Raw genomic sequence first — 21,100 nt, 5'->3', positions numbered from 1 at the left:
CCGGCGGGCATTGGTTTTGTGACCGCACATGATAACCGCAGCCCCCCTCGCCTTGCAGCCGTCCCCGCTCCCCGTCCTGCAGCCGCCGCGCTGGCAACAGCAGTGGCGCGACGCCGTGCGCGACCCGCGCGCCCTGCTGGCGCTGCTGGGCCTGGAGGCGCAGGCCGCCGGCATCAGCGATGACGCGGCGGCGCAGTTCCCGCTGCGGGTGCCGCACGCGTTCGTGGCCCGGATGCGGCCTGGCGACCTCAACGACCCGCTGCTGCGCCAGGTGCTGCCGCTGGACGCGGAGATGCAGCCGGTTCCCGGCTTCGGCCTGGACGCGGTCGGCGATGCGGCTGCAAAAACCGCCGCCGGGGTGATCCAGAAATACCGCGGCCGCGCCTTGCTGATCGCCACCGGCAGTTGCGCGGTGCACTGCCGCTACTGCTTCCGTCGCCACTTCCCGTATGCAGACGAAACCGCCGCCCGCGAAGGCTGGCGCGCGGCCGTGGCCGCGATTGCGGCCGACCCGGGCATCGACGAAGTGCTGCTCTCCGGTGGCGATCCGCTGTCGCTGGCCACGCCCAAGCTGGTCGAACTGACCGATGCCCTGGCCGCGATCCCGCACCTCAAGCGCCTGCGCATCCACAGCCGCCTGCCGGTGGTGCTGCCCGAACGCGTGGATGCACCGCTGCTGGCCTGGCTGCGCAGCCTGCCATGGCCGGTGGCGTTCGTGATCCATGCCAACCACGCCAACGAATTCGACGCCGCGGTGGACGCTGCCGTGCATGCCCTGCGCGGCGCTGGCGCGCAGGTGCTCAATCAGGCCGTGCTGCTGCGCGGCGTCAACGACAGCGTGGACGCACTGGCCGCCCTGAGCGAGCGCAGCTTTGCGGCCGGTGTGCTGCCGTATTACCTGCACCAGCTCGACCGCGTGGCCGGCGTGGCGCATTTCGAAGTCGACGACACCCGCGCACGCGCCCTGCATGCAGCACTGGCCACGCGCCTGTCCGGCTACCTGGTCCCGCGCCTGGTGCGCGAAATCCCCGGCGACACCGGCAAGCGCCCGCTGTAACCAATGTCGCCGCCACACAGGGCCCGTAGGAGCGCACCCGGGCGCGACGAAGCCTTCCCTGATAACGCCTCGATTGCCCGGTAAAGCCCCGTCGCGCCCGGGTGCGCTCCTACGCTGATCACCCCGCCGCGATCAGCTTGACCAGGTCCGCCGGGCTCAGCGGGCGGCTGAACCAGTAGCCCTGCCCCAGGTCGCAGCCGCGCTCGCGCAGCAGGTTGAACTGCGCTTCCTGCTCGATGCCTTCGGCGACCACGGTGATCCCCAGCGAATGGGCCATGTTGATGATCGCGGTGGTCAGCGCCAGATCGTCCGGGTCGCGCTGCAGGTCGGCGATGAAACTCTTGTCGATCTTGACCCCGTCCACCGGCACCTGGCGCAGGTGGCTCAGGCCGGAGAAACCGGTACCGAAGTCGTCCAGCCACACTTTCACGCCGGTACGGTGCAGCTGGTCGAGCAGGCTGGCCGCCATCATCTCGTCGCCGATCACCGCCGTCTCGGTGAGCTCCAGATGCAATCGGGCAGCCGGCAACCCGGACTCGGCCAGGCACTCGGCCACGGTGTCGATCAGCGCACCGCTGCGCAACTGCCGCGGCGAGACGTTGACCGAAATGAACAGGCCATCGCCCATCATCGGCCACTGCGCCGCCTCCAGGCAGGCCGCACGCAGGACCTTGGGGCCGATCACCTCGATCAACCCGCTCTGCTCGGCGATGTCGATGAAGGTGGACGGCGCAATCGTGCCCAGCGCCGGGTGCTGCCAGCGCAGCAACACCTCCACGCCTACCAGCACGCGGTCGCTGGTGCGGTAGATCGGCTGGTACACCAGCCGCAGTTCGTCGCGCTCCCACGCACCGCGTAGCTCGTGCTCCATATGCACGCGGCGTTCGACCGCATGGTCGGCGGCACGGCTGTAGAACCGGTGGCAGTTCTTGCCGGCGACCTTGGCCTGGTACATCGCAATGTCGCCGTTCTTGAGCAACGCGGTGGCATCGTTGGCATCGTCGGGGAACAGCGTGATGCCGATCGAGGTGCCCAGGAACACTTCGCGCCCCTGCACGTTCAACGGGCGGCTCAATTCGTGCACCAGGCGGTCCGCCAGCTGCGCAGCCAGCAAGCTGACATCGCCGCTCTGCAGCAGGATCACGAACTCGTCGCCGCCAAAGCGCGCCAGAATCGCGTCGTCGCCCCCCAACGCGCAGACCGCGCGACTGATGCGGCTGGCGAACTGCAGCAAGGCTTCGTCGCCGGCCTCGTGGCCCAGGGTGTCGTTGACGCGCTTGAAGTCATCGATATCGGCAAACAGCAAGGCCAGCTTGCTGTCGGTGCTGCGCGCGGTATTGAGCAGATGATCCAGCCCCTCGCGGAAACCCAGCCGGTTGGTCAGCCCGGTCAGCGCGTCGGTGTAGGCCATGTGGCGCACCTCGCGATCGTGGCGGGCAATGCTCTCGCTCATGCGGCCGAACGCAGAGATCAGCTCGCCGATCTCGTCGTTGCGCGGGTGCGGCGGCAGCTGCACGGCATAGTCGCCGCGCTCGATCTGCCGCGCCGCCGCCGCCAGCAGCCGCACCGGCGCCACCAGCGTGCGCTGCACGTAGATCGCCAGCAGCACGCCCAACCCCACCAGCGCAGCCAGCAGCACCAGCAGCCAACCCAGATCGCGCTTGCCGATCGCATTGAGGTTTTCGACCAGGGTCAGGTTGGCGCCGGACTCGATCCTGCGCACACGCTCGCGCGACATGCCCACGCGCACCCCGCCGATGCGCTGATCGCCGATCTTGATCGGTACCGTGACCTCCAGCACCTCGGGCGAGGACTGCAGCAGCATCGCCCGTGCATTGACCGCCTTGGCCGCCAGCGGGTCGGTCATGGTCTGGCCGTAGCGCTGCAGGGTGGGCGTGCCGTCATGCACCAGCCGGCCGCGGCGGTCGAACACCAGCACGTAGCTGACCACCTGCTGGCGCGCGGCATTGCGCACCAGCGCGCCCACGGCACCCAGGTCGGAGTAATACAGCGGGTTGGCCAGGCCGGAGGCCAGCTCGGTGGCCAGCGTCTCGCCGCGGGTGCGCAGGCTGCGGTCGAACAGCTCATGCAGGATCTGCGCGCTCAAGCCCCGCACCTCGCGCTGCATGGCGCTCTGGCGCTGCAGCAGCGAGGCCAGGATCGCGCCGACCAGCAGCAGGGTCAGCGCCATGACCAACAGGAAACGTGCCTGCAACCCGAAGCGCACCTGACTCATTCCATCTCGTCCCTGACGTGTTGCAGGCCCGCGCTCAATGCGTCCAGACGCCGGCGGCTCTGCCCATCCACAGGATGAAATGCGCTGGTGCCGAAGAACCGCTTGAGCGCCGGCCCGGCCTTCGGGTCGGAGGCGGCCTGTAATAACACGATGCGCAGGCGGCGCTCCACCGCCGGGTCCATGCCGGTGCGCACCATCTCCACCGCGCGCGGCACCGGCGCACTGCGGTAGACGATGCGGAAGTCGCGCCGGAATACCGGGGGCAGATGCCGCTCGTCGTCCCAATCGAGATTGCTGAACGCCCCGGCATCGACCAGCCGCTTGTGCACGAACGCGGCGATGTTCAATTTCGAGCCGACCATCAGATAGCCGACCGAGCCCAGCACCTGGGTGTCGTCCGGCGACAGCAGCACATCGCAGGCAAGACCGTTGCGTATCAGCTCCAGCATCGGCACCAGATATCCACTGGTGGACGAGGCGTTCTGCAAGGCCAGGGTGTGCCCACGCAATTGCCCGAGCGACTGGATCGGGCTGTCGCGGCGCACGAAGAACACCGTGTGGAACTCGCGCACGCCGCCGCGCTCGGTCATCAGTAACGGATGCGCGCTGCCGCGCTGCTCCAGCAACATGGCCGCACCGGTGGTCTCGCTGACCCAGTCGACCCGGCCGCGCCGCAGATAGCTGGACATCTGCCGCGCATCCGGTGCCATCAGGATCTCGCCGCGGCGGATGCCGACCTCGCGCATGCGCGGTATCACATAGTCCAGCAGCGGCTTGAGTTGGTCGTAATGCGTGGCCGGATCATCGCTGATCCGCCCTAGCACCAAGACCGGGGAAGGCGCTGCTGCAGCGGTTACGGCCAAGCCTGCGCCGGCGATCAGCCAGCAGGCACTCAGACACCATCGTAGACCGCGCAAAACCGACACTCCCCTAGAGCCGCGGACAGCCTAGCCGAATCTTCAAAGATGTGACAGACGTCAGTTTCCGGCGCGCCTGGCCAACATGGCCATGCGCTGCGCGTCCGACAGGATGCCGCGGATCAGGCGCACCTCCTGCTCGGTCATCTCCGCACGCAGCAGCAACCGTCGCAGCTTGCGCATCGCCGACTCCGGCGCACGCCCCTTGTGGAAGTCGATCTCGTCCAGCGTGTCGCCCAGCTGGCCGAACATGCCTTCCAGCTGGGCATGACTGGCCGGACCGTCGCGCAGGCCGGCAGCGGCCGCAGCGACCGGCTCGGCCTCGCCGGACGCCAGCTGCGCCAACCGCACTTCGTAGGCCAGCACCTGCACCGCTGCGGCCAGGTTGAGCGAACTGAACTGCGGGTCGGACGGGATATGCACGGCCGCATGGCAGAGCTGCAATTCGTCGTTGGTCAGGCCGGTACGCTCGCGGCCGAACACGAACGCCACTTCGGCCGGCTCGCCCGCCTTGGCCAGGGCGCGCTGCGCGCCTTCGTCGGGCAGCAGTTCTTCCAGCGCCACCCGGCGCGCACGCGCAGTGCAGCCGATGACCAGGGTGCAATCGCCCACTGCCTCGCCCAGGGTCGCGAAAATCGGCGCATCACCCAGCACGTCTTCAGCACCGGCCGAGCGCCGGTAGGCGTCTTCGTCGAGCGCACGTTCCGGCGCCACCAGCACCAGGCGCGTCACACCCATCGTTTTCATCGCACGTGCGGCGGCGCCGATGTTGCCTGGATGCTGGGTACCGACAAGAACAAAACGGATGCGCTGAGTGACGGACATGAACGGAGATTGGGGAGCGATTCGGTCGTAGATGGTAAACTGCGCGGCCGGCTTTGGCGCCGGACCGCTCTTTTACCTTCGTCATCGTCCATTCTGCCTTCACGGGAGCTTTAACCATGCAGAAACCCGCCGTCACCGTCATGGTCAAAGCCGCCCGCCTCGCCGGCAATGTGCTGTTGCGCGGTATCAACAAGCTCGATGCACTCAACGTGGTGCAGAAAGGCCGCATGGACTACGCCAGCGAAGTCGATGCCGATGCCGAAAAGGTCATCGTCAAGGAACTCAAGCGCGGCTACCCCGAGTACGCCGTGTTCGGCGAAGAAGGCGGCGTGCAGGGTGGCAAGAGTGGCCGCTACACCTGGGTGATCGACCCGCTCGACGGCACTAGCAATTACCTGCGCGGCTTTCCGCATTACTGCGTGTCGATTGCGCTGGTGGAAAATGGCGAACCCACCGACGCGGTGATCTTCGACCCGCTGCGCAATGAGCTGTTCACTGCCAGCCGTGGCGCCGGCGCGGTGCTCAACGACCGCCGCATCCGCATCGCCGAGCGCAAGGATCTGGAAGGCGCCATGGTCCACACCGGCTTCCCGCCGCGCGAGCGTGCGCGCGCCAGTGCGCAGCTCAAGTGCGTGGATGCGTTGCTGGTGCAGGCCGAAGACGTGCGCCGCACCGGTTCGGCGGCGCTGGACCTGGCCTATGTGGCCTGCGGCCGTGCCGATGCCTATTTCGAAGCCGGCGTCAAAGCCTGGGACATCGCCGCCGGCGTGTTGCTGGTGCGCGAAGCCGGTGGCCGGGTCTGCGACTACAAGGGCGCCACCCCGCCGCGCATGGACAACATGGGCCCGGAAACCCAGCAGATCGTCGCTGGCAACATCAAGATCAGCGACGCGCTGCAGAAGGTCATCGTCAACACCGGCTACGCCCGCGAGTTCGACGCCAAGTTCTGATCGGTGCCGCTTTGGTTGCGGTAGGAGCGCGCCTGCGCGCGATGGAGCTTTCCACGGGAATACCCATCGTGACCGAGGTCGCTCCTACGACGTAGACCGCACAACGTAGAAGGCCGGGATCGCTCCCGGCCTTCTAGCGTTACAGCGTCAGCTCAAGACTCAGGCGATCGCGGCGTGGTAGCGGCGCTCGACTTCGTCCCAGTTGACCGCGTTGTAGAACGCGCCGATGTATTCCGGGCGACGGTTCTGATACTTCAGGTAGTACGCGTGTTCCCACACGTCCAGGCCCAGGATCGGGGTGTTGCCCTCGAACAACGGGCTGTCCTGGTTGGCGGTGCTTTCCACCACCAGCTTCTTGTCCGGGGTCACGCTCAACCAGGCCCAGCCCGAGCCGAAACGGCTTACAGCGGCCTTGGTAAAGGCTTCCTTGAACTTCTCGAAGCCACCGATGTCCTTGTCGATCGCCTTGGCGACCTCGCCCTTGGGCTCGCCGCCACCGTTGGGCGAGAGCACGGTCCAGAACAGCGAGTGGTTGGCGTGGCCGCCACCGTTGTTGCGCACCGGGCCCTGCAGGTTTTCCGGCAGGCTCTTCAGCTTGGACACCAGTTCGTCGATCGGCAGGTCCGCATACTCGGTCCCTTCCAGCGCCGCATTGACGTTGTTGATGTAGGTCTGGTGATGCTTGGTGTGATGGATTTCCATCGTCTGCGCATCGATGTTCGGTTCCAGCGCGTCGTAGGCATAAGGCAACTGCGGAAGGGTGTAAGCCATGCGTGTCTCCTGGACTTGCCGCCCGGCGAAGGCCGGGCGTTGCGGGGTAGATGGTAAGGACGGCGGCGGCGCTTACCAAGGGTGCTGGCAGGGAAACTTCATCCCATCGCGTGCCGCGCGGTGTTCGCTGCACACCTTGCACCATGCCCCGGTTACTTGCGCGTGAACCGTATGGGTGCCCGGCCGCGTTCAAAGTCGACACAGTCGCGCGGCGGCATACTTGCTCTGCCGCACACATTCCCGCTTTACGGATCATCCTCATGCGCAAACCCGCTTTGCTGATCGTCGCCATCGTGCTGCTCGTTGCCGGCTTGTGGGGCATGCGCACGCTGCAGACGCCCAAGCCGCAGTTTGCCCCGCAACTCAGCGCCCCCATCGCCACCGCAGCGGTCGCACGCCAGGTGCCGCGCTTGCCCGCCTTCCTGCCCACCGAAGCGATGGGCACCATCGTGCTGATCCAGCGTGGCGGTCCGTTTCCGTATCCACAGGACGGCGCGGTGTTCGGCAACCGCGAACATCGCCTGCCGCAGCGCCCGCGCGGCTATTACCGTGAGTACACCGTCGATACGCCTGGCAGCGCCGACCGTGGTGCGCGCCGCATCGTCACCGGAGGCACGCCACCGCAGGCCTGGTACTACAGCGACGACCATTACCAGAGCTTCAAGGCGTTCCAGGGCCCGACGCCGGAGCAGGCACCATGAGCGCAGGCGATTTCGCGCTGAACCTGTCCGACCCGCAGCAGTCGGGCGTGTATCAGGCCGACACCGACGACCTGGACACCATGGCCGCACTGGCCCGCGATGCGGGTCTGCGCATCCTGCGCGTGGACCTGGCCACCTGCAGCGACAAGCGCATGCTGCTGATGCGCCTGGCAACCCAGCTGGATTTTCCCGCCAGCTTCGGCCGCAACTGGGATGCGCTGAGCGATGCCTTGCAGGACCTGGCATGGCTGCCGTCGCCACGCGGGTATGCGCTGTTGATCGACGGTGCGGACGCGCTGGCAAATGCCGCACCGAACGACCGCGATACGTTGCTGGATATCCTCGATGAAGCCGCCACGCGCTGGGCGGCGCGTGCACTGACCTTTACGGCGTTCGTCGCTCCGGCCAGCGCCTGCGGGTAGGCGCCTCACCCGGGCACGCGCGCTGATGACACCTAAGAATCACGGGACACCACAACGGCCGATCAGCGGCGTCTCAGGCCGATCGCATTCGTCGCCCATGACGCGCCCCATGACGCGCCACGCCGATCCCCGAACACGTGGGTCGGTACCGGCACGTCATGCGCGCCGGCACGCCGGCACGCCGGTCAACTATCCAGCTCGCTCCAGCGCGCGTAGGCCGCGTCCAGCTGCGCCTGCGCCTGGCTCAGTGCGTCGGTATGCGCGGTCATCGCCGCACTGTCGCGCTGATAGAAAGCCGGGTCGTTCATCGCCTCGGTCAGCGCGGCGACCTGCTGCTCCAGCGTCTCGATCAGGGCCGGCAACTGCTCCAGCTCGCGCGTTTCCTTGTAGCCCAGCTTGCGCCTGGGTGCGGCATCCACCGGCGCCGCCGCAACCGGCGTGGCTGGCGCCGCGGTAGCAGACGCCTTGGCGACCGCCATCGCACTGGTCGCCGGCGTGCGCCGCTGCCGCAGCGAATCGCTGTAGCCACCGATGTAATCGCCGATCAGGCCATCGCCTTCCATCACCAGCGTGGAGGTCACCACGTTGTCGAGGAAGTCACGGTCATGGCTGACCAGCAGCAAGGTGCCGCTGTAGTCGCCGAGCAATTCTTCCAGCAATTCGAGCGTTTCCACGTCCAGATCGTTGGTCGGTTCGTCCATCACCAGCAGGTTGGACGGCTGTGCGAACAGCCGCGCCAGCAGCAGGCGATTACGCTCGCCGCCGGACAGCCGCGTGATCGGCGCGCGTGCGCGTTCGGGGGTGAACAAAAAATCCTGCAGATAGGCATGCACATGCTTGCGCTTGCCGTTGATTTCCAGGAAATCGCGGCCCTCGGCCACGTTCTCGATCGCGCTCCAGTCTTCGCGCAGCGTCGAGCGGTATTGGTCGAAATAGGCGATCTGCAGGTTGGTACCGATGCGGATCTCGCCTTCCTGCGCCTGCAGATCGCCCAGCAACAGCTTGAGCAAGGTGGTCTTGCCGCTGCCGTTGGGGCCGATCAGGCCGATGCGGTCGCCGCGCTGGATGATGGTGGAAAAATCCTTGACCATGGTGCGCGCACCGAAAGCGAAGCCGACCTCCTTGGCCTCGATCACCTTCTTGCCGGACGACTCGCCCTGCGAGACTTCCATGCGCACATTGCCGGTGAGATCGCGGCGCTGCACGCGCTCGTTGCGCATCGATTCCAGGCGTCGCACACGACCTTCGTCGCGGGTGCGACGCGCCTTGATGCCCTGGCGGATCCAGATCTCTTCCTGCGCCAGCAACTTGTCGAAGCGCGCATTTTCCTGCGCCTGTGCGTTGAGCCGCTCTTCGCGGCGCCGCTCGTAATTGGCCCAGTCACCCGGCCAGCTGGTGACCTGGCCGCGATCGATTTCGACGATGCGGGTGGCCAGCGCTCGCAGGAAGCGGCGGTCGTGGGTGACGAACAGCACGCTGCCGCTCCAGCCCTTCAGGAAGGTTTCCAGCCAATCGATGGCTTCGATATCCAGATGGTTGGTCGGCTCGTCCAGCAGCAGCACATCCGGCGAAGACACCAGCGAGCGCGCCAGCAGCACGCGCCGCTTCATGCCGCCGGACAGCCGCGCGAACTCCGCATCGCCATCCAGTTCCAGCTTGGTCAGCGTCTCGGTGACGCGCTGGTCCAGCGCCCAGCCGTCGGCTGCATCGATCTTGGCCTGCACCTTGCCGAAGGCGTCGGCGTCGAAGACCTCGGCATGGCTGAGCTGGTGGAATTCGGCCAGCCAATGCCCCAGCTCGCCCAGTCCGTCGGCCACCACGTCGAACACGCTGCCGCCGGTGCCCTGCGGCACCTCCTGCTCCAGCCGCGCGATGCGTACACCCTGCTGCACGCGCACTTCACCGTCGTCGGGCTTGAGCTCGCCGGCGATCAGTTTCATCAAGGTCGATTTGCCGGCGCCGTTGCGGCCGATCAGGGCGATACGCTCGCCCGGCTCGATCGTGAGGTCGGTTTTTTCCAGCAACAAGGGGCCGCCGACGCTGTAGTCGACGCTTTGCAGAGTGATTAAAGGCATGCCGCGATTGTACGGGAATCGGGAATGGTGAATCGGGAATGGAAAGCGCCCTCGCCTTTGCGATTCCCGATTCCCGATTCCCGATTCCCGCTAAAATGCGCCATGAACGAATTCTCCGCGCTGCCGCTGTCGCCGGCCCTGGCCCCCGGCATCGACGCCCTTGGCTACACCGTACTTACTCCCATCCAGGCGCAGAGCCTGCCGCCGATCCTGCAGGGGCTGGACGTCATTGCCCAGGCGCCGACCGGCAGCGGCAAGACCGCCGCCTTCGGGCTGGGCCTGCTGCAGAAGCTCGACCCGGCATTGACCCGCGCGCAGGCGCTGGTGCTCTGCCCCACCCGCGAGCTGGCCGACCAGGTCGGCAAGCAACTGCGCAAGCTCGCCACCGGCATCCCCAACATGAAGCTGGTGGTGCTTACCGGCGGCATGCCGCTCGGCCCGCAGCTGGCCTCGCTGGAAGCGCACGACCCGCAGGTGGTGGTCGGTACGCCCGGACGCATCCAGGAATTGGCTCGTAAACGCGCCCTGCACCTGGGCGGCGTGCGCACGCTGGTGCTGGACGAAGCCGACCGCATGCTCGACATGGGATTTGAAGAACCCATCCGCGAGATCGCCAGCCGCTGCGACAAGCATCGCCAGAGCCTGCTGTTTTCGGCCACCTTCCCGGACAGCATCCGCACGCTGGCGCGCGAGATCCTGAAGGACCCGGTCGAAATCACCGTGGAAGGCGCCGACAACGCGCCTGAAATCGACCAGCAATTCTTCGAAGTCGACCCGACCTATCGGCAAAAGGCGGTCGCCGGCCTGTTGCTGCGCTTCAATCCCGAATCCAGCGTGGTGTTCTGCAATACCCGCAAGGAAGTGGATGAGGTGGCCGGCTCGCTGCAGGAGTTCGGCTTCTCCGCGCTCGCACTGCATGGCGACATGGAACAGCGCGACCGCGACGAAGTGCTGGTGCGCTTCGTCAACCGCAGCTGCAATGTACTGGTGGCCAGCGACGTGGCCGCGCGCGGGCTGGACGTGGAAGACCTGTCGGCAGTGGTCAACTACGAGCTGCCTACCGACACCGAAACCTATCGGCATCGCATCGGCCGTACCGCGCGTGCCGGCAAGCACGGCCTGGCGCTGAGCCTGGTGGCGCCGCGTGAAGCGGCGCGCGCCCAGGCGCTGGAGACCGAACAGGGCCAGCCGTTGAAATGGTCGCGCGCGCCGTTGGCCACTGCGCGCCCGGCACAGTTGCCGCAGGCGGCGATGACCACATTGCGCATCGATGGCGGCAAGACCGACAAACTGCGCGCCGGCGATATCCTGGGCGCGCTCACCGGTGAAGCCGGCCTGTCGGGCGCGGCGATCGGCAAGATTGCGATCTACCCCACCCGCTCCTATGTCGCGATTGCGCGCGCGCAGGTCGCCAAGGCGCTGGCGCACCTGCATGCGGGCAAGATCAAGGGACGCCGTTTCCGGGTCAGCAAGCTCTGAGCAGACAGCGCCCGGTACGATACCGGCCGCGGGCATGGCAATGATGGCGTCGCGCGAATGCACACACGCGTGCATCCGCCGGCCATTGCCTCATGCATTCAAGACGACAGGGGCGCGCCCATGGGCGCATCGCAGCGGACCAACCGGACACGCAGAGGCCGCACATGAGCGGCGCATTCCGGCTCTTCCACCCGCAGGCGAACGCGTGTTCGGCCTGCGCGTCCAGCGCAGCGGTCTGCACGTGGTTCAAGCAGCAGCTGCGCGCGTCCAGGAGCGGCACACCGCGGACGAACGGCGCTCAATACGACAAGGTCGCCAGCAGCGGCACGTCATCGGCCCACTTCGCGCGGCCCTGCAGCGCGGTCAGCTCGACCAACACCGCAGCGCCAACGATTTCCAGCTCCAGCCGTGCGGCCAGGCCGAGCGCCGCGCGCAACGTCCCGCCGGTGGCCAGCACATCGTCGACGATCAGCACACGCGCGCCGCGCGGCAACGCGTCCTCATGCATCTCGATACGGTCGGTGCCGTACTCCAGCGCGTATTCCTGGACCAAGGTACGTCCAGGCAGCTTGCCCGGCTTGCGCACCGGTACGAAGCCGGTCCGCAGTTCGCGCGCCAGCGCCGCACCCAGGATGAAGCCGCGCGCCTCGATGCCCAGCACCGCATCCAGCGGCGTGGTCCGCCAGGGCTGTGCCATTTCGTCCAGCGCCGACGCAAAATCGGGGCCATCGGACAGCAGCGGCGTGATGTCCTTGAAGACGATGCCCGGCTTGGGGAAATCGGCGATATCGCGGATCCGCTCCGACCAGTGGTTGGGGCCGGATGGATGGGTGCCGGCGCAGCGGCTGCAATCTGTCATGGTGGTGGCGGCAATGTGGCCAGTGGGGTGCGGCATATTCTAGGCTGCGCGCGGCCTTGACGCTGCGTTTACGGCATACGTGCGTCTGAGCCGGTCAGGAACTGCACGACAGCATCGAACATCCGGCACGGTCGCGCGCCCAGTCCGGGCGTCGCGCGGCAAACGCCTCGCGGCCCGGCTGGTCGTCATACGGCCGCCGCATCACCTCCAGCAGTGCCTGCACACCGGACGCATCGCCCTGCTCGGCCTTGTCGATCGCCTGCTGCGCCAGATAGTTGCGCAGTACGTAGCGCGGGTTGGCCAAGCGCATGCGGGTGCGCCGTTGCTCGGGCGGCAGCGTGTCCTGCTTCAGGCGCGCGGCATAGCGCTGCAACCACGCGTGTAGCTGCGGCGCATCGGCCAGGCGCTTGTCTTCGTCGTAGAAGGCGTCACGCAGCAGGTCCGGATCCGGTCGCTCGGCGGAAAAGTCGATCAGCGCGCGGAAGGTCAGGGTCATGTCCATTTCCGACTCGCGCATCAGCGCGCGCAGTGCATCGATCAACTGCAGGTCTTCGTCGCGGCACTCCGCCAAGCCCAGCTTGGCGGCGGTATCGGTGCGATCGCAGGCCAGATAGGTGTCGCGGAACCGGTCCAGCCCCTGCTGCAGCGGCGCGGCGTCGGCGAACAGTGGCGCCAGCGCCTGCGCCAGGCGGCCAAGATTCCAGTAGGCCACCTGCGGCTGGGTGCCGAAGCGGTAACGCCGGCCCTGCGCGTCGGTGGTGTTGGGCGTCCAGTCCGGGTCGTAATCGTCCACCCACCCATACGGGCCGTAATCGATGGTCAACCCCAGGATCGACATGTTGTCGGTATTCATCACCCCATGCACAAACCCCACCCGCATCCAGTGCGCCACCATCACCGCCGTGCGTTCGCAGACCTGTGCAAACCAGTCGGCGTACAGGGCCTCGCCGGTACCGGAAAGCTGCGAAAAATCGCGGGTGATGGTGAACTCCACCCACTGCCGCAACAGCGCGATGTCGCCCCGCGCACTCGGCAATTCGAAATTACCGAAGCGGATGAACGACGGCGCCACGCGGCAGACAATCGCGCCCGGCTCGCGCTGCGGTCGGCCGTCGTAGAATATGTCGCGCACCACCGCATCGCCCGTGGTCACCAGGCTCAGTGCGCGCGTGGTCGGCACCCCCAGGTGGTGCATGGCCTCGCTGCACAGGAATTCGCGGATCGACGAGCGCAGCACGGCGCGGCCGTCGGCACCGCGCGAATACGGGGTCGGGCCGGCACCCTTGAGTTGCAGTTCATAGCGCCCCCCGTCCACGCCGATCGCCTCGCCCAGCGAAATCGCCCGGCCGTCGCCCAGCTGCCCGGCCCAGTGTCCGAACTGGTGCCCGCCGTAGTTGACCGCCCACGGCTGCATGCCCGGATACAGCGCATTGCCACCAAAGACCTCGGCAAAGCGCGCACTGGCGAGCTCGGCCCCGTCCATTCCCAGCAGCTGCGCCACGTCCGGCGAATAGGCGACCAGGCGCGGGGCGGCGACCGGGGTGGGCAGGACCGACGACCAGGCCGCGCTCACCTCGCGACGGCGCACGCCCTCTTCCGGGTCACCGGGCAACTGCTGGCGCAAGCGGTTATCAAAGTGCAATCGTGTCATGGCGCCAAGCCTAGGCCACCGAGGGTGAACTCGGCATGGGCCGCGCCGCATCCGGCGCCGCGCGCGCACCGTATCTTCACTTCGCATTCCGATACCAAGCGAGCTCTTCGTGCACATGCCAGCGACGCCTGATCGCCGCTAATACGCCTTCACCGTTGCCTGCCCGGGCGATATGCGGCGCCGCCGCACCGTCATGGCACAGCATCCACGCATGCCGCGATACCCGCTTGCCCCCTCTCCTGACTGATCATCGACATCGCCCATGACTGTTCGCCCCTCCCGCTGGATCCGCCCCGCCCTGTTACTGCTCGGCTCGCTGACGATGACCGCCTGCAGCAGTGTGTTCTTCGGCGGCATCAACGCCGCCTCCAGCCGTGACGGCGTCATCGAGCATCACGATCAGGCCTTCGATCCGGCACACGGCCTGGCGCTGGACGTCTATCAGCCGCGCGGCGTTGTCGACGCACCGGTGGTGGTGTTCTTCTACGGCGGAACCTGGAAACGCGGCAAGCGCGCGAACTACCGCTGGATGGGCCGCGCCCTGGCGCGTCAGGGCGTGGTGGCCATGGTCGCCGACTACCGCAAGTACCCGCAGGTGGGCCTGCAAGGCTTCATGACGGATGCGGCCAGCGCCACCGCGTGGGGCCTGCAGCATGCGCATGACTATGGCGGCGACCCCAAGCGGCTGGCGGTCATGGGGCATTCGGCCGGTGCGCATATCGCGGGCCTGCTGGCCACCGATCGCAGCTGGCTGCAGGCGCAAGGCGTGCGGCCGCAGCAGCTGTGCGGCTTCGTCGGTTTGGCCGGCCCCTACGATTTCCTCCCCATGACCGACCCCGAACTGGTCGAGATCTTCGGTACCTCGCCCACCGAGCAGGCCAGGTCGCAGCCGGTCCTGTTCGTCGACGGCGATGAGCCGCCCATGCTGCTGCTGCATGGCGACGCCGACCACGTCGTCGAGCCACAGAACAGCCTCTCGCTGGCGTCGGCCATGCGCCGCAAGGGCGAAGACGTGCAGGTCAAGCAGTATCCGCATGTCGGTCATATGGGCCTGGTACTGGCCTTCCGCAAACCGCTGACCGGCTCGCCGGAGCTGCGCGACACCCTGCAGTTCCTGCGGCAGTGCAAGGCGCCCTGAGCCGGACGCAGCCTGCCGGAGAAGGACGGCCGGGCACCTCGACGGTCACGAGCAATGAGACCGCCGGCGTCGCGTTCATCGCCACGCCGGCACACCACCATCAGGCGTTGCGGCTGCGCCCCATCAGCTCGTAAGGGCCTCCCTTCTTGAGCGCTGCCTGATACGCGGGGCGCGCTTCAATCCGCTGCAGGAACGCGGCCAGGCGCGGGTAATGCTCCAGCCCGCCACCGCGCGCCGCCGCGGCCTGGAGCGGGAAACTCATCTGGATGTCGGCAGCGGTGAAGCGCTCCCCCGCGAACCAGGCGTTGGCCTGCAGCGACTGCTCCATCCAGTCCATGTGCAGTTTGACCTGCGGGCCGACAAAGCCCGACATCGCCTTGTCCACGATCGCACGCGCGACGGGTTTGGCGAAGAACGGCATCGGCGCGCTGCGAATCCGGCCGAAGATCAGCGTCATCAGCAACGGCGGCATGGCCGAGCCTTCGGCGTAGTGCATCCAGTAACGGAACTGCTGCCGCTCGGGTGAGTCGATCGGCCGCGGCGGCGGCGACAACGCGCATTCGGTGTCGTAGCGCTCGGTCAGATAGTCCAGGATCGCACCGGATTCAGCGATGGTCAGCTCGCCGTCCACGATCACCGGCGATTTGCCCAGCGGGTGGATCGCGCGCAGCGCCGCCGGTGCCAGCATGGTCTTGGGGTCGCGCTCGTGCCGCACGATCTGGTACGGCAGCGCCAGTTCTTCCAGCAACCACAGCACACGCTGCGACCGGGAATTGTTGAGATGGTGAACGGTGATCATGAAGGCGTCCGCAGGCGGAAAGCCCCATCGTAACCAGCGCCGCGTCGTTGCCGCGCGCAAAGCCCGTGGATCTGTTCACTGCCAGCGGTTGGCGCGCATATCGTCCAGCTGGATGGATGCAACGCGGCAGGGTGCAGACAGCGATGCACGCCGTCGGCCCACCTGTCGACAGGGATAACGAGGTCGACCAAGGACAGCCTGCCACCCATCACCTGGTGCTGATTGCCCATAGGACACCGGCAGCTGCCAAGGACAGGACAGGCCGCCACGGACCTGTTCGGCCTGGCCGACGCATGGCCAATAAAAAACGCCGGTCGCTTGCGCGACCGGCGTTCTTGGCAACCTTACGGTTGCAGACGGATTAGACCGCCTGCACCTGGTCAGCCTGCATGCCCTTCTGGCCCTGCACGGCCACGAAGGTGACCTTCTGGCCTTCCTGCAGCGACTTGAAGCCGGTGCCCTGGATGGCACGGAAGTGCACGAACAGGTCCGGGCCGCTTTCCGGGGTGATGAAGCCGAAGCCCTTGGCATCGTTGAACCACTTCACGGTACCGCTCTGACGATCTGACATTTACAAACTCCTGAACTATAGATGGATAAATCGCAGCGTCCGAAAAGCCGGAGCTGAGACTGAGTTGCAGGCGTTGGTAAAGCGGAACGATGAAGCGAGATCTGTAACGATCCGGCTGCACCAGGCCACGATTCACGGTGACCCTTGCAAACACAGTGCGTGCACAGTACTCGTGTTTTCGGCAAAAAGCGACACCTGGCGTCAAATCTTTTGCAGTCAGGCCAAATCCCACCATCTGTCAGGCACTTTCCCATCCACACTCTACCGATGAAGACACCCCGAGCCCCCCTCCGCGCGCAGATCTGGGTCGACGCCGACGCCTGCCCTGCGGTGATCCGCGACATCCTGTTCCGCGCTGCCGCACGCACCGGCGTCGCGGTCACCCTGGTCGCCAACCATTACCTGAGCACGCCCATCCTGCCCCAGGTCCGCGCCCTGCAGGTTCCGGGCGGGCCGGATGCGGCCGACGATGCCATCGCCGAGCGGGTCGCTGACGGCGACCTGGTGGTCACCCAGGACATCCCGTTGGCGGCACGCGCACTGGAAGCCGGCGCGACGGCAGTGGGCCTGCGCGGCGAGGCGTTCACCAGCAACACGATCAAGGAGCGCCTGTCGGTGCGTGGCTTCATGGAGGAGCTGCGCGGCGCCGGCATTGCGACCGGCGGGCCGCCGGCGTTGCATGCGCGCGATCGGCAGGCGTTTGCCGCGCAGCTGGATCGCTGGCTGGCCGCGCAACCGCGCAGCCCGGCGTAACGCGCCACGTCCGGGGTGGGCGCGTATCATGGGCGCCCTTTGCAATCGGCATCCTGATGGCCCTCACTGCCACCGTCCGCAGGGCGGAACTTCAGATCAGCGACATGGACCGCGGCTACTACGCCAACCATTCGCTGACCCTGGCCCAGCATCCTTCCGAAACCGACGAGCGCCTGATGGTGCGTTTGCTGGCATTTGCCCTGTTCGCCGACGACCGGCTGGAATTCGGCCGCGGCCTCAGCAACGACGACGAACCGGACCTGTGGCGACGCGACTACACCGGCGACCCGGACCTGTGGATCGACCTCGGCCAGCCCGACGAAAGCCGCGTGCGCAAGGCCTGCAACCGCTCGCGCGAGGTGGTGGTAATCGGCTACGGCGGCCAGGCCACCGAAACCTGGTGGAAGAAACATGCCAACGCCATGGGCCGGCATCGCAATCTGCGCGTGATCGAGCTCGACGCGCAGTCCACCGAGGCCCTGGGCGCGCTGATCCAGCGCGGCATGCGCTTTGACGTGATCATCCAGGACGGCGAGGTGCAGATGCTGGCCGACCACGGCAGCGTCACCCTGACCCCGATGGTGCGGCAAGCCCCGGCCGAATGAGCATGCGGTGCGACGTGCTGGTCATCGGCGCCGGCGCGGCCGGGCTGATGAGCGCTTTCACTGCCGGCCGGCGCGGCCGCCAGGTGCTGGTGATCGACCATGCCAACAAGGTCGGCAAGAAGATCCTGATGTCCGGCGGCGGGCGCTGCAATTTCACCAACACCGGTACGACGCCCGGCAATTTCATTTCGGCCAATCGGCACTTCTGCAAATCCGCGCTGGCGCGCTACCGCCCGGCGGATTTCGTGGACATGGTCGAACGCCATGGCATTGCCTATCACGAGAAAGAGCTGGGGCAGTTGTTCTGCGACATTTCCTCCAAGCAGATCGTGCGCATGCTGCTGGATGAGTGCGAGGCGGCCGGCGTGCAGATCCGCACACAGTGCGAGGTGCTGACGGTCCAGCGCGGCAGCGACGGCTTCGAGATGCAGACCAGCCAGGGACGCGTGCAGGCGCAATCGTTGATCGTGGCCACCGGCGGGCTGTCGATCCCCAGCATGGGCGCCAGCGGATTCGGCTATGCGCTGGCCCAGCAGTTCGGCCACACGCTGCTGCCGACACGGGCCGGGCTGGTGCCGCTGACCCTGAGCGGCAAGCACCAGGAACGCCTGCACGACCTGTCCGGGCTGGCGTTGCCGGTGGAGGCGCATTGCAACGGGGCCAGCTTCCGCAACTTCATGCTGCTGACCCATCGCGGCGTGAGCGGGCCGGCGATCCTGCAGATCTCGTCCTATTGGCAGCCGGGCGACGAGCTGCGCCTGGACCTGCTGCCAGGCCATGACGCCGGCGCCTGGCTGCGCGAGCAGAAGCAACAGCGCGGCGCGACCGAATTGCGCAACGTGCTGGCAGAGGTGTTGCCGAAACGGTTCGCGCAGCGCCTGTGCGAGGTGTGGTTGCCGGACAGGCCGGTCCGTCAGCTGGATCCGCCGCAGCTGCAGAGCGCTGCCGACCTGCTCGGCGCCTTCCCGCTGATCGCCAGCGGAACCGAAGGCTACCGGACCGCTGAAGTAACGCTCGGCGGGGTCGATACCCACCAGGTCTCCAGCAGCACGATGGAGTCGCGACTGGTGCCCGGCCTGTACTTCGTTGGTGAAGTCCTGGACGTCACCGGCTGGCTGGGCGGCTACAACTTCCAGTGGGCATGGGCGTCCGGCCATGCCGCCGGCAGCGTCGCATAGGGCGACCGGCACGTTGTGGCAGTGGTGACCGATCGGGTGGTCGGTGACACGCACGCCGTTGCGGAGCAATGCAGCGATCAGCCACGCAGTGCGGTGCGCTGGCCTTTGGAAGGGACACTGGCACGCGCAATCAGTGCACTACGTCTCACACTAGATGCGGCATGCTCCACATACATGGACGTGCCAGACCCCTTCGTGTATTAAAGCCCGTCTCCAGGGAGCCGCGCATGCAAAAAGGCAAAGATCTCACCCTCCGCCTGATGATCGTCGATGACAGCGTGGAGAGCGCCGAGACCATCGTCACCGCATTGCGCAATGGCGGCATTGCAGTGCGCCCGTCGCGACCGCAAACCCAGGAGGAACTGGCCAGCATGCTGTCGGGCCAGATCGATCTGGCGCTGCAGGGGCAGGCGCAACAGGTGCCCATGAGCGCGCTGCAGGCGCAGATCGCCGGCAGCGGCAAGGACATCCCGATTATCCTGCTGGCCGATCGGATCGAAGAGAACGCCCTGGTCGAGGCCGCTTCGCACGGCGTTCGCGCGATTGCGCTACGCCATCGTCCCGAACACCTGCTGGCGTTGGTGCGCGCGGAGTGGGACGACCTGCAGGCACGCCGCGGGCTGCGCCGCATCGAGGCGCAAATGCGCGAAACCGAGCGCCGTTGCGATGCGTTGATCGCCTCCTCGCGCGACCCCATCGCCTACGTGCACGAAGGCATGCATATCCGCGCCAACGAGGCGTATCTGGAAATGTTCGGCTTCGAGTCGTTCGAGGATGTCGAAGGCGTCTCGCTGCTGGACATGATCGCCGCGCAGTACGTGGACGACTTCAAGCAGTTGCTCAAGGCGATGGCCAAGGGCGAACCGCCGCCGGCGCAGTACAAGGTGGACGCACGCCGGCTGGAAGGCGACACCTTCCCGGCGACGATGGAATTCGCCACCGCCACCTATGAAGGCGAGCCGTGCATCCAGGTGGTGTTTCGGCGCCGCGAGGAGTTCGATCCGGAACTGGCACGCGAGGTCGAGGACCTGCGCCAGCGCGATCAGGTCACCGGCCTGCTCAACCGCCCCACCTTCATGGTGGCGCTGGAACAGGCCGTGGCACAGGCCGGTCGTAGCGAAGGCCAGTCCGGCTTCCTGTTGATCGAGCCGGATCATTACGCGCGCATCCTGCCGGAGATCGGCCTGGATTCGGCCGACGCCTTGATCGCCGCCATGGCCGCGCACGTGGCCGGCGTGGTGGATGACAGCGTGGTGGCCGCACGTTTCGGCGAGCACAGTTTTGCCCTGCTGATGGACGGCAACTACGCCCGCACCCACGCCGTTGCCGAAGCCGTGCGCGATGCGTTTGCGCAGCATGTCTTCAGCGTGGGCTCGCGCTCGGCCACGGTCACGGTCAGCATCGGCGGCGTGCAGATCGGCGAAAAGATCGCCAGCATCGGCCAGGTACTCAATCGCGGCACCGAGGCCGTTCGCACCACGGCCGAGCTCGGTGGAAATGCGGCAAGCATCTACGACCCGGCCGCCTCCGACCGCGCCGAGGAAGAACGCATCGAACGCTGGGTCGAGCAGCTGCGCGAGGCGCTGGTGGGCGATGGCTTCCTGCTGCATTACCAGCCGGTGCTCAACCTGCAGGGCGAGCCGCTGGAGCTGTATCAGGCCTTCCTGCGGCTGGAGCGCAATGGCGAGATGATGTCGCCGAACGCCTTCATGGCGATCGCCGAAGAGCACGACCTGATCACCGAAATCGATCGCTGGGTGGTCGCGCGTGCGATCCGGCAACTGGGCGAACGGCAACGCGCCGGGCACAAGACGCATCTGCTGGTCCGGATCGGGCCGAACTCGTTCTCGGACCCGCAGATGGTCGACATCATTCGCGAACAGCTGGCGGTCTATGGCGTGCCCGGCGAGCGGCTGTGGCTGCAGACCCCTGAATCGAAGGTGTTCACCCATCTGCGCAATGCCCAGCAGTTTCTGGCGGCGGTGTCGGCCATGGGCTGCAAGGTCGGGCTGGAGCAGTTCGGCTCGGGCCTGGATTTGTTCCAGCTGCTGGCGCACTTCCAGCCGGCCTTCCTCAAGCTGGATCGCGGCATCACCAGCGATGTCGCCTCGGC

At 66.8% G+C, this 21,100-nt stretch carries 19 protein-coding genes; 10 read left to right on the top strand and 9 right to left on the bottom strand.

The window, feature by feature from the left end:
• Positions 1-28: 28 nt before the first annotated feature.
• The gene (epmB, locus tag OZ10_RS05505) at positions 29-1,057 is read left to right on the top strand and encodes an EF-P beta-lysylation protein EpmB (protein WP_039564099.1); all 1,029 of its coding nucleotides are present in this window, start codon (positions 29-31) and stop codon (positions 1,055-1,057) included.
• Between the two features lie 118 nt (positions 1,058-1,175).
• Here epmB and OZ10_RS05500 read toward each other — a convergent pair whose 3' ends face one another.
• The 3 genes from OZ10_RS05500 to OZ10_RS05490 are packed head-to-tail and all read right to left on the bottom strand — an operon-like array spanning position 1,176 to position 5,035.
• The gene (locus OZ10_RS05500) at positions 1,176-3,293 is read right to left on the bottom strand and encodes a putative bifunctional diguanylate cyclase/phosphodiesterase (RefSeq protein WP_039564098.1); all 2,118 of its coding nucleotides are present in this window, start codon (positions 3,291-3,293) and stop codon (positions 1,176-1,178) included.
• Complete coding sequence (locus OZ10_RS05495) at positions 3,290-4,219, bottom strand: phosphate/phosphite/phosphonate ABC transporter substrate-binding protein (protein ID WP_039407633.1); 930 nt, start codon at positions 4,217-4,219, stop codon at positions 3,290-3,292. The genes OZ10_RS05500 and OZ10_RS05495 overlap by 4 nt, the downstream gene beginning before the upstream one ends.
• A 51-nt stretch (positions 4,220-4,270) precedes the next feature.
• Positions 4,271-5,035 carry an RNA methyltransferase gene (locus OZ10_RS05490; protein ID WP_039407635.1) on the bottom strand — a complete coding sequence of 255 codons (765 nt, stop codon included), beginning with the start codon at positions 5,033-5,035 and terminating at the stop codon, positions 4,271-4,273.
• A gap of 116 nt (positions 5,036-5,151) precedes the next feature.
• On the opposite strand from OZ10_RS05490, the gene OZ10_RS05485 reads away from it, so the two are divergent.
• Complete coding sequence (locus tag OZ10_RS05485) at positions 5,152-5,985, top strand: inositol monophosphatase family protein (protein WP_039407638.1); 834 nt, start codon at positions 5,152-5,154, stop codon at positions 5,983-5,985.
• Positions 5,986-6,144: 159 nt separating this feature from the next.
• Here OZ10_RS05485 and OZ10_RS05480 read toward each other — a convergent pair whose 3' ends face one another.
• Positions 6,145-6,756 carry a superoxide dismutase gene (locus OZ10_RS05480; RefSeq protein WP_039407641.1) on the bottom strand — a complete coding sequence of 204 codons (612 nt, stop codon included), beginning with the start codon at positions 6,754-6,756 and terminating at the stop codon, positions 6,145-6,147.
• A 260-nt stretch (positions 6,757-7,016) separates the two neighbouring features.
• Between OZ10_RS05480 and OZ10_RS05475 the strand changes: the two genes are divergently transcribed.
• Positions 7,017-7,457 carry a ribonuclease gene (locus OZ10_RS05475; RefSeq protein ID WP_039407644.1) on the top strand — a complete coding sequence of 147 codons (441 nt, stop codon included), beginning with the start codon at positions 7,017-7,019 and terminating at the stop codon, positions 7,455-7,457.
• Positions 7,454-7,879 (top strand): barstar family protein, encoded by a 426-nt coding sequence (locus OZ10_RS05470; RefSeq protein ID WP_039407647.1) that lies wholly within the window; start codon positions 7,454-7,456, stop codon positions 7,877-7,879. Before OZ10_RS05475 ends, OZ10_RS05470 begins: the two co-directional genes overlap by 4 nt.
• 185 nt (positions 7,880-8,064) lie before the next feature.
• Here OZ10_RS05470 and OZ10_RS05465 read toward each other — a convergent pair whose 3' ends face one another.
• Positions 8,065-9,954 carry an ATP-binding cassette domain-containing protein gene (locus tag OZ10_RS05465; protein WP_039407651.1) on the bottom strand — a complete coding sequence of 630 codons (1,890 nt, stop codon included), beginning with the start codon at positions 9,952-9,954 and terminating at the stop codon, positions 8,065-8,067.
• A 102-nt stretch (positions 9,955-10,056) separates the two neighbouring features.
• Here OZ10_RS05465 and dbpA point away from each other — a divergent pair, with 102 nt between their 5' ends.
• Positions 10,057-11,433, top strand: a complete 1,377-nt coding sequence (gene dbpA, locus OZ10_RS05460) for an ATP-dependent RNA helicase DbpA (RefSeq protein ID WP_039407655.1) — start codon at positions 10,057-10,059, stop codon at positions 11,431-11,433.
• 298 nt (positions 11,434-11,731) lie between these two features.
• On the opposite strand, the gene OZ10_RS05455 is transcribed toward dbpA, so the two are convergent.
• Complete coding sequence (locus OZ10_RS05455; RefSeq protein WP_039407659.1) at positions 11,732-12,292, bottom strand: adenine phosphoribosyltransferase; 561 nt, start codon at positions 12,290-12,292, stop codon at positions 11,732-11,734.
• Positions 12,293-12,386: 94 nt separating this feature from the next.
• Positions 12,387-13,943 carry a protein adenylyltransferase SelO gene (locus OZ10_RS05450; RefSeq protein WP_039407662.1) on the bottom strand — a complete coding sequence of 519 codons (1,557 nt, stop codon included), beginning with the start codon at positions 13,941-13,943 and terminating at the stop codon, positions 12,387-12,389.
• A 262-nt stretch (positions 13,944-14,205) separates the two neighbouring features.
• Between OZ10_RS05450 and OZ10_RS05445 the strand changes: the two genes are divergently transcribed.
• Positions 14,206-15,081, top strand: a complete 876-nt coding sequence (locus tag OZ10_RS05445) for an alpha/beta hydrolase (protein WP_039407664.1) — start codon at positions 14,206-14,208, stop codon at positions 15,079-15,081.
• Positions 15,082-15,181: 100 nt separating this feature from the next.
• Here OZ10_RS05445 and OZ10_RS05440 read toward each other — a convergent pair whose 3' ends face one another.
• Both OZ10_RS05440 and OZ10_RS05435 read right to left on the bottom strand, forming a co-directional pair.
• Positions 15,182-15,880: a glutathione S-transferase gene (locus tag OZ10_RS05440; RefSeq protein WP_039407665.1), complete on the bottom strand. Its 699-nt coding sequence runs from the start codon at positions 15,878-15,880 to the stop codon at positions 15,182-15,184.
• A gap of 361 nt (positions 15,881-16,241) precedes the next feature.
• On the bottom strand, positions 16,242-16,451 hold the full coding sequence (locus tag OZ10_RS05435) for a cold-shock protein (RefSeq protein ID WP_006451993.1): 210 nt from the start codon (positions 16,449-16,451) through the stop codon (positions 16,242-16,244).
• Between the two features lie 267 nt (positions 16,452-16,718).
• Here OZ10_RS05435 and OZ10_RS05430 point away from each other — a divergent pair, with 267 nt between their 5' ends.
• From OZ10_RS05430 to OZ10_RS05415, 4 genes are all read left to right on the top strand, one after another.
• Positions 16,719-17,204, top strand: a complete 486-nt coding sequence (locus OZ10_RS05430; RefSeq protein WP_039407672.1) for a YaiI/YqxD family protein — start codon at positions 16,719-16,721, stop codon at positions 17,202-17,204.
• Positions 17,205-17,260: 56 nt separating this feature from the next.
• Positions 17,261-17,809: a YaeQ family protein gene (locus OZ10_RS05425; protein WP_039407675.1), complete on the top strand. Its 549-nt coding sequence runs from the start codon at positions 17,261-17,263 to the stop codon at positions 17,807-17,809.
• Positions 17,806-18,987, top strand: a complete 1,182-nt coding sequence (locus OZ10_RS05420; protein ID WP_039407676.1) for a BaiN/RdsA family NAD(P)/FAD-dependent oxidoreductase — start codon at positions 17,806-17,808, stop codon at positions 18,985-18,987. Before OZ10_RS05425 ends, OZ10_RS05420 begins: the two co-directional genes overlap by 4 nt.
• Before the next feature lie 227 nt (positions 18,988-19,214).
• Positions 19,215-21,100, top strand: a 1,886-nt coding sequence (locus OZ10_RS05415; RefSeq protein ID WP_039564097.1) for an EAL domain-containing protein, incomplete at its 3' end; no start/stop codon positions are given.

It is taken from the genome of Xanthomonas cannabis pv. cannabis (genome assembly GCF_000802365.1).
In the GTDB taxonomy this organism is placed as follows: Bacteria; Pseudomonadota; Gammaproteobacteria; order Xanthomonadales; family Xanthomonadaceae; genus Xanthomonas; species Xanthomonas cannabis.
The sequence above is the reverse complement of the archived record's forward strand: the minus strand, read 5'-3'. Positions and strand labels throughout refer to the sequence as shown.